This window comes from Leisingera sp. ANG59 (assembly GCF_013317235.1).
Lineage (GTDB): Bacteria > Pseudomonadota > Alphaproteobacteria > Rhodobacterales > Rhodobacteraceae > Leisingera.
Genome location: NZ_WLCM01000004.1, coordinates 399,089 through 411,530 on the forward strand (window position 1 = coordinate 399,089; position 12,442 = coordinate 411,530).

The window sequence follows — 12,442 nt, forward strand, 5'->3', positions numbered from 1 at the left end:
GCTGACGGCACCCCTGGACTGTGAGCCGGGGCGCCAACGGTTCATCCCCAGATGGCGGCAGGCTGCCCTGGCTTCGGCCTTGGGGATTTATCCGTAGGTCGGGTGGAATTTTCCAGCCGGGGACAGGGTGAAAATGTCGGCCCCGTCTGCGGTTACCCCGATCGAATGCTCGAACTGCGCCGACAGGGATTTGTCGCGGGTGACCGCGGTCCACTCATCGGCCAGGATCTTGGTCTCGGGGCGGCCCAGGTTGATCATCGGCTCGATGGTGAAGAACATACCTTCCTCCAGCACCGGGCCGGTGCCGGGGCGCCCGTAGTGCAGCACGTTCGGCGGCGCGTGGAACACGGTGCCCAGGCCGTGGCCGCAGAAGTCGCGCACAACGCTCATCCGCTGGGCCTCGGCATAGGTCTGGATGGCATGGCCGATGTCGCCGAAGGTGTTGCCGGGCTTCACCGCCTCGATCCCCTTCATCAGCGAATCATGGGTGACCTGAATGAGCCGCTCCGCCTTGCGGCTGAGCTTGCCTGCGACGAACATCCGCGAGGTATCGCCGAACCAGCCATCGACGATCACGGTCACGTCAATATTGAGGATATCGCCGTCCTTGAGCTTCTTGTCGCCGGGGATGCCGTGGCAGACCACATGGTTCACCGAGATGCAGCTGGCGTGCTGATAGCCCTTGTAGCCGATGGTGGCCGACTTGGCGCCTGCGTCCTCGACCATTTGGGTGATGATGCGGTCGATCTCGCCGGTCGATTGGCCCGAGAAAACATGCGCTGCGATATCGTCCAGAATGCGCGCGGCAAGCGCACCCGCCTTGTGCATGCCGGCATAGTCGCCGGCTTCATGAATGCGGATGCCGTCCTTGGTAGTGCGGCCGTCTTTCGATCTCATCACGCAGAGCTCCATCACCTTCTTTGCGTAGCTATGTAAGGGGTTCCTGCCGAAAGGGCCAGAGCGGGGTTGCGGGAACTTTTGCTGCTGCAATGCGTTTTCCTGGCTGAGTTTTTGATTTGGCAAAATGGGGAACGCAGCGCAATGGAGAGTTTCAACAGTCTTATGAAAACCGAAATCTATGACGGCAGGACTCTTGCGGATCTGGTCACGCTGGAATTCCTGGCGCAGGCATTGGGCAGCGTGCTGGCTGCGGTGATTATTCTCCTGGCCGGCTTCATTGTCGCCGGTTGGGTCAAGCGGCGGATTGTGCAACTGGGCGACAGCAACGCCAAGCTGGATGTGACCCTGTTTCATTTCCTCGGCAACCTGGCCCGCTATCTCATCCTCGCCTTTGCGGCCTTGTTTGTGCTCAACACTTTTGGCGTCAAGACCACCTCCATCGTGGCAGCGATCGGTGCGGCCGGCCTGGCAATCGGCCTGGCGATGCAGGGGGCGCTGTCGAATGTGGCGGCAGGCGTGATGATCCTCCTGTTCCGCCCGTTCAAGCTGGGCGATTTCATCGAAGTGAATGATGAGATGGGCACGGTGCATGAAATCACCCTGAACAACACGGTGATTGCCAGCCTTTCGAACCTGGAGGTGATCATCCCGAACTCGGAAGTCTGGGGCAATACGATCAAAAACTACTCTTCCTTCGATACACGCCGGGCCGAGTGGACCTTTGGTGTCGGCTATGGTGCCAACCTGGCGACCGCCGAGCGGGTGATCCGCGATACGATCATGGGCGACAGCCGGTCGCACAAAGACCCGGAGCCGTTCATCCAGGTCAATGAGCTGAACAGCAGCTCTGTCGACTTCCTGGTGCGTGTCTGGGTCGATGCGGGGGAGTACTTCCAGTATCAGGCCGACATGAAGCGCAAGGTGAAGGAGGCGCTGGATGAGGCTGGAGTCGACATTCCGTTCCCGACCCGCACGCTGATCCAGGCCAAGCCGGAGCACGAGGAGGGGGCCTCGGAGAAACAGGTGGATCAGGCAGCCTGAGCAGCTGCCCGGCCCGGGCCGTTACTCTGGCTTGAGCGGCCCGGCGACCTCAACACCCTGCGGGGAGATCCGCGTGCCCAGCACCAGCTTCTCCACCCCGGCGGCCTGGGCGCTGGCAAAGGCATCTGCGTAGGCCGGGTCGATATCGGAGGCCAGCTGGAAGCGGTCGCAGTCGGTGCGCTGAACCAGGTAGAGCATGATTGCGCGGTGGCCTTGCGCCACCATTCCGGCCAGTTCCCCCAGGTGCTTGGTGCCGCGGGCTGTGACACTGTCGGGAAACTCTGCCAGCCCCGGTTTGCGCGAAAGGGTCACGCTCTTCACTTCAACATAGCAATTGGCCAGGCCGACCTGCTGCAGCAGGAAGTCGATGCGGCTTTTCTCACCGTATTTCACCTCGGGGCGCACGGTCTTGTAGGCGGCGAGTTCCGGAACTTCCCCCGCTTCCAGCGCAGCACGCAAGGCGCGGTTCGGCACCGAAGTGTCGACGCCGGTGAAATGGCCGTCCGCGTGCTCCACCAGCCGCCAGCCGAATTTCAGCTTCTTCTTGGGGTCGTCATTGGGTTCCAGCCAGACCTTCATGCCCGGCTCGGCCAGCCCCATCATGCTGCCGGGGTTGGCGCAATGGGCGGTGATTTCCCGACCGTCCTCCAGCCGGCAATCGGCGAGAAAGCGTTTGTAGCGGCGGATCAGGGTGGCGGGGATCAGGGGCTGGGCAAAGTTCATGGCGAGATGACTATCCCAGCCCAGCCCGGCGGCAAAGCCCTAGTTGCGCCCGGCCATGACGCCGCCGTCGACATCCCAAATGGCGCCGGTCACCCAGGAGGCCTGATCCGACAGCAGGTGGAGCACGGTGGCGGCAATGTCAGCCGGGCGGCCGACGCGGCCAATCGGGTGGAAGGCGTCGAAGCCGCTGGTCAGCGTATCTTCGATCTGCGCCGGGTCGATGAAGGCTCCGTAGATCGGGGTGACCACCACCGCGGGGGCAACCGCGTTCACCCGGATGCCGTGATCGGCCAGCTCCATTGCCAGGTGCTGCGTCAGGGCGTGCAAGCCGGCCTTGGCCATGGAGTAAGCTGAACTGGGGGTCGCCTTGATGGCTTGCTTGGCCCACATAGAGCCGATGTTGACGATGGCACCGCCGCCGTTGCGCTGCATGTTGGTTGCAACGGCCTGAGTCAGGAAGAACGTGGCGCGGTTCAGCCCCATGTAACGGTCGTAGTCTTCGAGCCCGTGTTCAAGGAAGGGTTTGGGAGCAAAAACGCCGGCAGCATTGACCAGCTTGCTGATGTAGCGGCTGTCTGCCTTCAGTTCTGCCGCCAGTGTTTCGACAGCTGCGAAATCCATCAGGTCGATCTGCCGGGCCCCGGCGAGGGCCCCGAGCTCAGCCTTGGCGGCCTCAAGCTTGGCAGCAGACGAGCCCAGCAGGGTGACATGTTGTCCCGATTTCACCAGTTGGCGGGCGGTTTCCAGACCCATTCCCGAGGATCCGCCGATGATCAGTGCAGTTTCAGTCGTCATAGCGATTCTCCTATCTATCAATAGGTAGATAGATGTGGATTGTGCCGCCTGCCGTCAAGGCCTATCTGTAGATAGGTAGCCAGATGAGGGGGTGAGCATGACAAAGCCGGACACCGCGGAACGCATCCTGGACATTGCGGAGAAGGCCGCGCGCACAGGTGGCTACAACGCCTTCAGCTTCCGTGAAATTGCTGCGGAAATCGGTATCAAATCGGCCTCTGTCCACTACCATTTCCCGACCAAGGAAGCCTTGGGGGAGGCTCTGGCGGGGCGGTATTCTGACAATTTTTTCAAAGTCTTGGGTGATCCCCAGGGGGCGGAACCCGCGGAATTGCTCAAGCGCTATGTTGCAGCTTATGGCGCGGCTTTGAAACAGGACGGGCTGATGTGCCTGTGCGGCGTCTTCGGGGCCGAGATTGCCGATTTGCCGCCACCGGTTGCCAGGGCAACGCGGGCGTTTTTCGAGCGCAACCTGGACTGGCTGCGGCAGGTTCATTGTCGTCACGGGATGGCGCCGGAGCAAGCAGAAAAGGCTGCCGCGCACATGATTGCCGCCCTGGAAGGGGCGATGATACTGGCCCGCGCGATGGGGGATGCGGCGCTGTTCGACGCTGCAGTTGCGAGGCTTTCCTAGTCGCTTTGGCCCTTGTGCCGCCCCGCCGGCAGGGTATTTTCACGCTCAGCCAAGGGAGATGCTTATGTCCGCAACGCCTAACCCTACTGCCGCCATGCTGGTCATCGGGGATGAAATCCTTTCGGGCCGCACCCGCGATGCCAATATGCATTTTCTGGCGGGGGAGCTGACCAAACACGGCATCGACTTGAAGGAAGCCCGCGTTGTCAGCGACGATGAGGCGGCGATCATCGCCGCTGTGCAGGCGCTCTCGGGTGCTTATGACCATGTGTTCACCAGCGGCGGCATCGGGCCGACACATGATGACATCACCGCCGATTGCATTGCCATGGCATTCGAGGCGCATCTTGATGTGCGCGGCGATGCCCGCGCGATCCTGCAGGCGCATTACGATACCCAGGGACTGGAGATGAACGAGGCGCGGCTGCGGATGGCCCGGATTCCGGAGGGCGCGGCACTGATTGACAACCCGGTCTCTGCGGCGCCGGGGTTCACCATCGGCAATGTGCATGTGATGGCGGGGGTGCCGATGATTTTCCAGGCGATGGTGGCGAGCGTGATGCCAACACTGACCGGCGGCCGGCCGATGCTGTCGCAGACCCTGCGGGTGCTGCGCGGCGAGGGTGAAATCGCGGCTCCGCTGCGCGCCTTGGCGGAATCTTATGCTGATCTTTCGGTGGGCTGCTACCCGTTTCAGAAGGACGGCGCCTTCGGCGCTAATATCGTGATCCGCGGCACCGATGGCGCCCGTATCGATGCCGCGATGACCGAACTGTCAAAGGAGCTGGAGCAGTGACCACCGATCCCCGTTACTATGACATGACCGAGGCGACCTGGCCGCCTGCTTCGGTGCGCGAACTGGGGCCCGTCTCTGTGCGCGAAGGGCGGGGCGGCGGCAGCCGTGTGTCGGCGGCGACGGTGAACGGAGCGGCGTCGGACGCGGAAATTGCAGCGGCTGAGGATGCGATGCACGCCATGGGCCAGGACTGCCTGTTCATGATCCGCGACGGTGAGACGGAACTGGATGCGCAGCTGGCCGCGCGCGGGTATGCGGTGAAGGACCCGGTCAACCTCTGGACCTGCCCGACCGAAAGCCTGACAGATGTCCCGGTGCCCCGCGTCACTGCTTTCTGCGTCTGGGAGCCGCTGGCGATCCAGCGCGAGATCTGGGCGCAAGGGGGCATCGGGCCGGAGCGGCTGGCTGTTATGCAGCGGGTGCAGGGGGTGAAGACCGGGCTGCTGGGACGCCACAGGGACAAACCGGCCGGTGCTGGTTTCGTGGCCATTCACGACGGGGTGGCGATGGTCCACGCGCTTGAAATCCTGCCGCATCAGCGACGGGCCGGAATGGGGGCCTGGATGATGCGCCAGGCGGCGTTCTGGGCGGTGGAGAACGGCGCCGGGGAACTGGCGGTGCTTTGCACGAAACGTAACGAGGGCGCAAACGGGCTTTACGCTTCCCTCGGCATGGACTGTGTTGGACAGTACCACTACCGGATTTTGCAACAAGGCGATTGAACGCGATGAGTGACCAGACCCAGCCCACAGCCCTTGACCTGCCGATGGTGGACCCGCTGCCGCCGGAAACGCAGAAGTACTTCGATATCTGTGTCGAGAAACTGGGCTTTGTGCCGAATGTGCTGAAGGCAAATGCCTTTGACATCGACAAGCTTAATGCATTCACGGCGATGTATAATGACCTGATGCTAGCGGACAGCGGTCTCAGCAAGCTGGAGCGGGAGATGATCGCGGTTGTGGTTTCCTCGATCAACCGTTGTTTTTATTGCCTGGTGGCCCATGGCGCCGCAGTGCGGCAACTGTCCGGTGATCCGCAGCTGGGCGAGATACTGGTGATGAACTACCGGGTGGCGCCGCTGGATGCGCGGCAGCGGGCGATGCTGGATTTTGCGGCCAGGATGACCACGGCGAGCGCGGAGATTGAAGAGGCCGACCGGCAAGCTTTGCGCGATGCAGGTTTCAGCGACCGGGACATCTGGGACATCGCCAATGTCGCCGGTTTCTTCAACATGTCGAACCGGGTGGCCAGCGCCACCGCCATGGTGCCCAACCCGGAATATCACAGCCAGTGCCGTTAAGACCTCTGATTGCAGCAGCTGCGGCGGCGTTCCTGCCTGGAATGCTGAGTGCAGCGGACCTCTCCTTGTCGGCCAGTGCAGCTGCGATTTCCGAACGGGTGACAGCGCTCGGCGTCTATCAGCTGCCAATCGGCTCGGAAGACGCGGACAGGGTGCCGTCAGAGCGGTTCGAGGGGCAGATCACCCGCCGCACCTGGCGTTTGGACGGCGGCGGTACGGTGCTGCAGATCCTGGCTCCGCTTCGGGAGCAGTTGGTGGAGCAGGGCTATGAGGTGCGGCTGGACTGCGCGGCGCGCGATTGCGGCGGCTTTGGATTCCGTTTCGGTATTGAGGTGGTTCCCACACCGGACATGATGGTGGATATCTCCCGCTTTCACTTCCTGTCGGCGGCCAAGGGAAAAGAAGCGGTTTCTGTCTTGGTGTCGCGGGCCGGGGAGGCGGCCTTTGTTCAAGTGATCAGCGTGCGGCCGCCGGATACCGCAGCTGAGGTGGAAAAGCCCGTTGTGCCGGCGGAGCCGGATTCGGTGCGGCCTATCGAACTGGCCAAGGTGCTGGAGGTGCGCGGTCATGCGGTGCTGACCGATCTTGTTTTTGAGAGCGGCTCCACCCGATTGCGCGAAGGACAGTATGACAGCCTGAAAGAACTGGCCGGCTATTTGGCCGCAAACCCGCAGTACCGGCTGCTGCTGGTGGGGCACACCGATACGGTCGGCTCGCAGGCGCAGAACGCCGGTATCTCCGAGCGCCGGGCACAGTCGGTGAAGGAGCGGCTGGTAGAGGCCCATGAGGCGGACCAGGGTCGTATCGACGTTGCAGGCGCCGGGTTTCTGGCGCCGATTGCCAGCAATCTGATTCCGGAAGGCCGGGAAGCCAACCGGCGGGTTGAGGCGGTTCTGCTGGCCGATTGAGGCGCTTGGCCCGAGGTGCGCGGCATAACGTCCGCCGGCGCGGCGGCATAGGGAACGAAACGTAACGCAAAAGGCGCAGGCCTGATTAGAGCCGGACGCCTGGCTGCGCGGAGGGCTTGCGGGTTTTTGTTCTGATAGGCAAAAACCCGGGCCGTATTCCCGCGTTAGTTACGCATCACCTTGATGACTGCTGCACCGAGTTCTTTAAGTGCGGCATTGCGCGTCGCGAAATCCGCATCCGTGTCGGATATGTAAATTGCAACAATCCATGGGGCGCTGCCTTCTGGTGTGACAAGTGCTATGATACTGCGAGTATGGCTTCCGGCGCCGGATTTATCGAAAAATTCCCAGTTCGCCGGGGCTTCCTTTCGCAACAGCGTGCTTGTCACACTGCCATAGCTCATCCATTTGCCAAGCAGGTTGCGGGAAGACACTGACAGCGCATTGCCGACCAAAAGGGCGCGCAGTGTTTCCGCCATCGCGGCTGGAGTTGTGGTGTCGAGGGGGCTGCCTGCAGCGAAGGTGTTCAGTTCCGGTTCATACCGGTCCAGCCGGCTGACCGTATCACCGATACTGCGGAAGAACTTCGTGACCTCATTTGGGCCGCCAAGACGCGAGATCAGCAAGTTTGCCGCGGTGTTGTCGCTCCAGTCGAGCGCAGCCAGGCAGAGATCGGCAATCGACATGGTTTCACCGGCATGTTTCTTGGTCACCGGAGCATAAGAAAGCAGATCGGATTCGCGGACAGGCAGCTGCTCCGAGAGGGACAGCTTACCCGCATCGCTGCGCGCCAGAACGGCCCCGCAAACCGGTGTCTTCATAGTGCTGTTCATGAGGAACTTTTCGTCGGCACGATGAAACCAGGCCGCACCTGTATCTGTCTCTACCAGAGCAATTCCCACGCGGCCGTTGAGCCGTTCTTCTGCGTGCGAAACAGAAGCGGCCAGTATCTTGAAAGGGGATTGCGCAGCGGCGGCGGTGGCAAGAGCCAAGCCAAGTGCAATCCCTGCCGCAGCGCGCGGCAGGATGGAAGCGGAGAACCGCATGATTGAATTCCCTTTGAAAGTGCGTCCTGAGCGGCGCGTTATTTCTGGACAGACATCACTTGATGTCATGCGGAAACCTTAAATCAACTTGATTTGCTGGCTCAAACGACAAATGTTATCGAGCGCCATTAGCTGAGATTATGTCATGGACCGTCCGGATTTGCCGCTGAACGCTCTTCGGGTGTTCGAAGTTGCCATGCGTCAAGGCAGCTTTACCCGGGCCGCAGTGGAACTGCGGGTGACGCAGGCCGCCGTCAGCCACCAGATTGCGCGGTTGGAGGACTTGCTGGGGGCAACGCTTTTCTTGCGCACGCCTCAAGGGTTGCTGCCAACCGATGAGGGCTTGCTGCTGTTTCCTGTTTTAGAGCATGGTTTCGAAGCGATCTCCCGTGTCCTTGACCGGCTGGGTGGCCGCCGGGACGTGGAGATGCTGAATGTCGGTGTGAACACCACGTTCGCGCTCGGATGGCTGTTGCCGCGGCTTGATGCCTTTCGCGGGCTGCATCCGGAAATTGATCTCAGGATCTCGACCAATAACAACCGCGTGGAAATTTTACGGGAAGGGCTCGACATGGCGATCCGGTTTGGAGCGGGGGCCTGGACGGGCCATGACGCGGTCCCGTTGATGGAGGCGCCGCTGGCACCTCTCTGCGCGCCTGCCATTGCCGCACGCTTGAAGCAGCCCGCGGATCTGGGCAAGTTCACCCTGCTGCGGAGTTACCGCAGTGCGGAATGGCCAGGCTGGTTTGATGCGGCCGGTGCCGCTTGCCCTCCTGTCACGGGTCCTGTTCTGGACAGTTCGGTTGCTCTCGCCGAACTTGCCGCTTCTGGTACAGGCGCCGCATTGCTGCCAGTCCGTATGTTCGAACGCTATCTGGAGCAGGGGCGCCTATCTCAGCCTTTCGGTGTGACTGTAGCTGCTGGAAAGTACTATTTGGCTTGGCCGTCGGACCGCCCCTTCACGGACCCGATGAGAAAATTTTCGAACTGGCTGACAGGCGGATCAGAAAGCTCTTGAAGGCGAAGTATGCCCTGTTCGGACAGCGATGCGCCACCGCAGCAGGACCGGCAGACGCAACCTGTTTGGGTACTGGCAGCCGCCATTGCATGGCCCGCATAAGAAAAGCCCCCGCCGGTGGGGCGGGGCAGGTCTTCGAGGGAGGTCTTGGCCCGATTTCCGTTGAACCGGTTCAGGTTTTCCATTCGGACGGGTCGCGGTCGGCAAAAGCCGCCACCAGGAAGTCAATGAAGGCCCGCACCTTGGGCTGAGTGAACTTGCCGGGCGGGTAGACCGCGTAGATACCTTGGGTTTCCACCGGCAGGCTGGGCATCACGTCCTCAACAAGCCCTTCTTCCAGCGCCTCAGAATAGAGATAACTAGGCAGATATGCGATGCCGAGCCCGGAAATGGCAGCATTCAGGAGCGATTGCCCGTCATTCACGGACAGCCAGCCTGAGGTGCGCACCTGACGTTTTTCACCCGACGGCGCAGTAATTTTCCAGACATTGCCGCTGGACTGGCTGGAATAATGCAGCAGCTTGTGATTGTTCAGCTCGTCGATCTTCTGCGGGCGGCCGAATTTTTCCAGGTACTCCGGAGAGGCAATCATCCGCTTTGTTGTCTCGGTCAGCTTGCGGGCGCGCAGGGAGCTGTCCTCCAGCTCGCCGATCCGAACGGCCATGTCGAAACCTTCGGAGATCAGCTCCACATAGCGGTTGTTCAGCACCATGTTGACGGTGATATCCGGGAAATCGCGCAAGAAGTCCGACAGCACCGGCGACAGATGATTCACGCCGAAATCGGTGGCGACGGAAATCCGCAGAAGGCCCGAGGGTGCCGACTGCATCGAAGTGACCAGCGCATCCGCTTCACCCGCATCATTAAGCACCCGGCGGGCACGGTCGTAATAGGCTAGGCCGATCTCGGTCGGTGACACCCGGCGTGTGGTGCGGTTGAGAAGCCGCGCGCCCAAGCGGGCCTCCAGGCTGGAAACATGTTTGGAGACGGCCGATTTAGAGATCCCCATTTTCCGTGCCGCATCGGTAAAACCGCCCTGGTCCACCACGTTGGCAAAGGCCTCCATTTCCATCAATCGGTCCATATTCGCCCATCCTCGTAAAGCCGTGTTGCCCCGAAACTGCCGGGGAAATCGGGCAAGATCGGGGCGGAGGTGGGATAATTGCGAGGTTTCGCGGGGATCGTTTGCGCTGCGGAAACGGCCGGGGCAGAAAAGATGCAGCAGAGCGCGGATGGGTTAACGGAACCTTAAATTGCAAGCCTGATGGTCAGAATCCACAGCGGCAGGGTGATCGCGCTGAGCAGCGTGGATTGCGCAATAAGTGTGGCAGCCAGCGTGCGGTCGGCGCCAAAGGCCGAGGCGAGCACGTGCGCGGCCGAGGCCGTGGGCAGAGCGGCAAACAGCACCAGCACCGCAGCAAACCCGGGATCGCTGTCCAGCAGCAGGCAGGCGGCCAGCACGATGGCGGGCACCAGAACCAGGCGGACCAGGCAGAGGTAGCCGTTGAACAGGTCGAGCCGGGCCAGTGCCCGCCAGTTCATGGTGGCGCCGATGGACAGAAGTGCAATCGGGATCGCCGCATGCGCCAGCATTTCGGCCGGTGCCAGAAGCGGCGCAGGAATCCTGTAGCCCGAAAGCCCAATTGCAACGCCTGCGATTGATGCCAGCAGGAAGGGGTTGAGCGCAATCTTCAACGCCGTCTCGCGAACCGACAGGCTGCCGCCGCGCGACAGTGCCGTGACTGCCATGACGTTGGCCACCGGCACGGCCATGCCGATGGCAACTGCCATCTGGCCGGTCAGCTCTTTGCCGATCGAGGGCAGGGCGACAAAGGCAATGGCTGTATTAAAGCGCCAGGCGGTCTGCCAGGCACCTGCAAAATCAAGGAATTTTTCCGGTCCGAATCTGCGTGCCAGAAAGCCGAGCCCAAGCGCCAGAGCCAGGATGCTCCAGACCGCGGGGCCGATGCGGCCGAGGTCGGCGATGGCAATAGGGCGGCCGCTGGCGGCAAAGAACAGCAGCGCGGGAAACAGCACTTCGAAATTCAGCCTGTCGAGGCCTTGCCATGCCAGCGGCGACAGCCGCCCGCGGACCAGGCCGCCAAGAGCAACCATCAGGAAGCTGGGAGCCAGGCCCATCAGAATAACTGCAAATACCACGGTTGCCCTCGCCTTACGGTTCGGGTGCGACACTGCCGCCGCTTGATGCTGCAGGCAAGCGGAACGCGGGACTGGGGCCTGGCTTTAGGTGACGGTGACGCAAAATTGTGCATGTGCCGTCACCGCAGGGATCGCCGCCGCTGCCACCCTGTGCCTGGCCGCACCGCTTGGGGCGCAGGAACGGACGCCGTCGCATCCGGATGCGAAGGTGTATTTCGTCAATCTGAAGGATGGTGCCACCGTCACCTCGCCGGTGACAGTTGTCTTCGGTCTCTCGGGCATGGGGGGCGCCCCTGCGGGCACAGAAAAAGAGCATTCCAGCCTTCACCACCTGCTGATCGACGGGTCGGCCATTGGCGAAGGGGAAGTTGTTGCGGATGATCCGCTCAACGGGTTGCCTGCGGATGAGTGCCATGTGCCGCATGACTCGCCTGTGGTGGCTGAGGTGATCACCATCAACGTGGAGAGATACTTCGGCGCGCGGCGAAGCATTTGCCGGACTATGCAGGCTAGGCAGGAGGTCCTGAACATTCAAAGGATCTGCTATGCTGACCTGCATCATCCGTTACCACATCGACCCCGCCAAGAAGGCGCAGTTCGAACAATACGCCCGCAACTGGGGCCAGGCGATCCCGCGCTGCGGAGCGGACCTGGTTGGTTACTATGCTCCGCATGAAGGGTCCTCGACCCTGGCCTACGGAATCTACAATGTGAACAGCCTGGCGGAGTATGAGGCCTACCGGGCGCGGCTGTCGGCAGACCCTTTGGGGTGTGAGAATTACGAGTTCGCCCAGAAGGAGCGGTTTCTGCTGCGTGAGGACCGGGCGTGGCTCAAGCTGGCGTCTGCACCGCATGGGAATGGATGATGGGGGCGCAGATGATAGCCGTGATATTTGAGGTGGAAATTGCCGCGGGGCAGAAGGATGCCTATCTGGAAACCGCGGCAGAACTGCGCGAGCGGCTGGAGAAAATTGAGGGGTTCATTTCCGTTGAGCGGTTCCAGTGCCTGCGTGCGCCGAATAAGCTGTTGTCGCTGTCCTATTGGCGGGACGAAACCGCGGTACAGCGCTGGCGGCAACTGGCGGAACACCGGTCGGCGCACGCAGGCACTGGAACCGCTC

General features: G+C 61.8%; 15 protein-coding genes. 9 read left to right on the top strand and 6 right to left on the bottom strand.

The window, feature by feature from the left end:
• Nucleotides 1-87: 87 nt before the first annotated feature.
• A complete protein-coding gene (gene map / locus GKC28_RS06225) occupies nucleotides 88-897 on the bottom strand; it encodes a type I methionyl aminopeptidase (RefSeq protein ID WP_174146029.1) in 810 nt (269 codons plus the stop codon).
• 144 nt (nucleotides 898-1,041) lie between these two features.
• On the opposite strand from map, the gene GKC28_RS06230 reads away from it, so the two are divergent.
• The gene (locus GKC28_RS06230; protein ID WP_174146030.1) at nucleotides 1,042-1,941 is read left to right on the top strand and encodes a mechanosensitive ion channel family protein; all 900 of its coding nucleotides are present in this window, start codon (nucleotides 1,042-1,044) and stop codon (nucleotides 1,939-1,941) included.
• Nucleotides 1,942-1,962: 21 nt separating this feature from the next.
• Here the strand turns inward: GKC28_RS06230 and sfsA are convergent, their stop codons facing one another.
• Both sfsA and GKC28_RS06240 read right to left on the bottom strand, forming a co-directional pair.
• Nucleotides 1,963-2,664, bottom strand: a complete 702-nt coding sequence (sfsA, locus tag GKC28_RS06235; protein WP_174146031.1) for a DNA/RNA nuclease SfsA — start codon at nucleotides 2,662-2,664, stop codon at nucleotides 1,963-1,965.
• A 39-nt stretch (nucleotides 2,665-2,703) separates the two neighbouring features.
• Nucleotides 2,704-3,459, bottom strand: a complete 756-nt coding sequence (locus GKC28_RS06240; protein WP_174146032.1) for an SDR family NAD(P)-dependent oxidoreductase — start codon at nucleotides 3,457-3,459, stop codon at nucleotides 2,704-2,706.
• A 97-nt stretch (nucleotides 3,460-3,556) separates the two neighbouring features.
• On the opposite strand from GKC28_RS06240, the gene GKC28_RS06245 reads away from it, so the two are divergent.
• From GKC28_RS06245 to GKC28_RS06265, 5 genes are all read left to right on the top strand, one after another.
• On the top strand, nucleotides 3,557-4,093 hold the full coding sequence (locus GKC28_RS06245) for a TetR/AcrR family transcriptional regulator (protein ID WP_174146033.1): 537 nt from the start codon (nucleotides 3,557-3,559) through the stop codon (nucleotides 4,091-4,093).
• Nucleotides 4,094-4,157: 64 nt separating this feature from the next.
• Entirely contained in the window at nucleotides 4,158-4,889 is a 732-nt protein-coding gene (locus GKC28_RS06250; RefSeq protein ID WP_174146034.1) for a molybdopterin-binding protein, read from the top strand.
• The gene (locus tag GKC28_RS06255) at nucleotides 4,886-5,611 is read left to right on the top strand and encodes a GNAT family N-acetyltransferase (RefSeq protein WP_368041095.1); all 726 of its coding nucleotides are present in this window, start codon (nucleotides 4,886-4,888) and stop codon (nucleotides 5,609-5,611) included. Before GKC28_RS06250 ends, GKC28_RS06255 begins: the two co-directional genes overlap by 4 nt.
• A gap of 5 nt (nucleotides 5,612-5,616) precedes the next feature.
• The gene (locus GKC28_RS06260) at nucleotides 5,617-6,189 is read left to right on the top strand and encodes a peroxidase-related enzyme (RefSeq protein ID WP_174146035.1); all 573 of its coding nucleotides are present in this window, start codon (nucleotides 5,617-5,619) and stop codon (nucleotides 6,187-6,189) included.
• Between the two features lie 41 nt (nucleotides 6,190-6,230).
• Complete coding sequence (locus GKC28_RS06265; RefSeq protein ID WP_254604156.1) at nucleotides 6,231-7,097, top strand: OmpA family protein; 867 nt, start codon at nucleotides 6,231-6,233, stop codon at nucleotides 7,095-7,097.
• 164 nt (nucleotides 7,098-7,261) lie between these two features.
• Here GKC28_RS06265 and bla read toward each other — a convergent pair whose 3' ends face one another.
• Nucleotides 7,262-8,143, bottom strand: a complete 882-nt coding sequence (gene bla, locus GKC28_RS06270) for a class A beta-lactamase (protein ID WP_174146037.1) — start codon at nucleotides 8,141-8,143, stop codon at nucleotides 7,262-7,264.
• Nucleotides 8,144-8,288: 145 nt separating this feature from the next.
• Between bla and GKC28_RS06275 the strand changes: the two genes are divergently transcribed.
• Entirely contained in the window at nucleotides 8,289-9,161 is an 873-nt protein-coding gene (locus tag GKC28_RS06275) for a LysR family transcriptional regulator (protein WP_174146038.1), read from the top strand.
• A gap of 172 nt (nucleotides 9,162-9,333) precedes the next feature.
• Here GKC28_RS06275 and GKC28_RS06280 read toward each other — a convergent pair whose 3' ends face one another.
• Together GKC28_RS06280 and GKC28_RS06285 are read right to left on the bottom strand one after the other, a co-directional pair.
• Nucleotides 9,334-10,245, bottom strand: coding sequence for a LysR family transcriptional regulator (locus tag GKC28_RS06280; RefSeq protein WP_174146039.1), 912 nt, complete (start codon nucleotides 10,243-10,245; stop codon nucleotides 9,334-9,336).
• Between the two features lie 164 nt (nucleotides 10,246-10,409).
• Entirely contained in the window at nucleotides 10,410-11,321 is a 912-nt protein-coding gene (locus GKC28_RS06285) for an AEC family transporter (RefSeq protein ID WP_368041096.1), read from the bottom strand.
• Between the two features lie 545 nt (nucleotides 11,322-11,866).
• On the opposite strand from GKC28_RS06285, the gene GKC28_RS06290 reads away from it, so the two are divergent.
• Both GKC28_RS06290 and GKC28_RS06295 read left to right on the top strand, forming a co-directional pair.
• Nucleotides 11,867-12,187 carry an NIPSNAP family protein gene (locus GKC28_RS06290; protein ID WP_174146040.1) on the top strand — a complete coding sequence of 107 codons (321 nt, stop codon included), beginning with the start codon at nucleotides 11,867-11,869 and terminating at the stop codon, nucleotides 12,185-12,187.
• Nucleotides 12,188-12,198: 11 nt separating this feature from the next.
• On the top strand, nucleotides 12,199-12,442 hold a 244-nt coding region (locus tag GKC28_RS06295), incomplete at its 3' end, for an antibiotic biosynthesis monooxygenase (protein WP_174146041.1).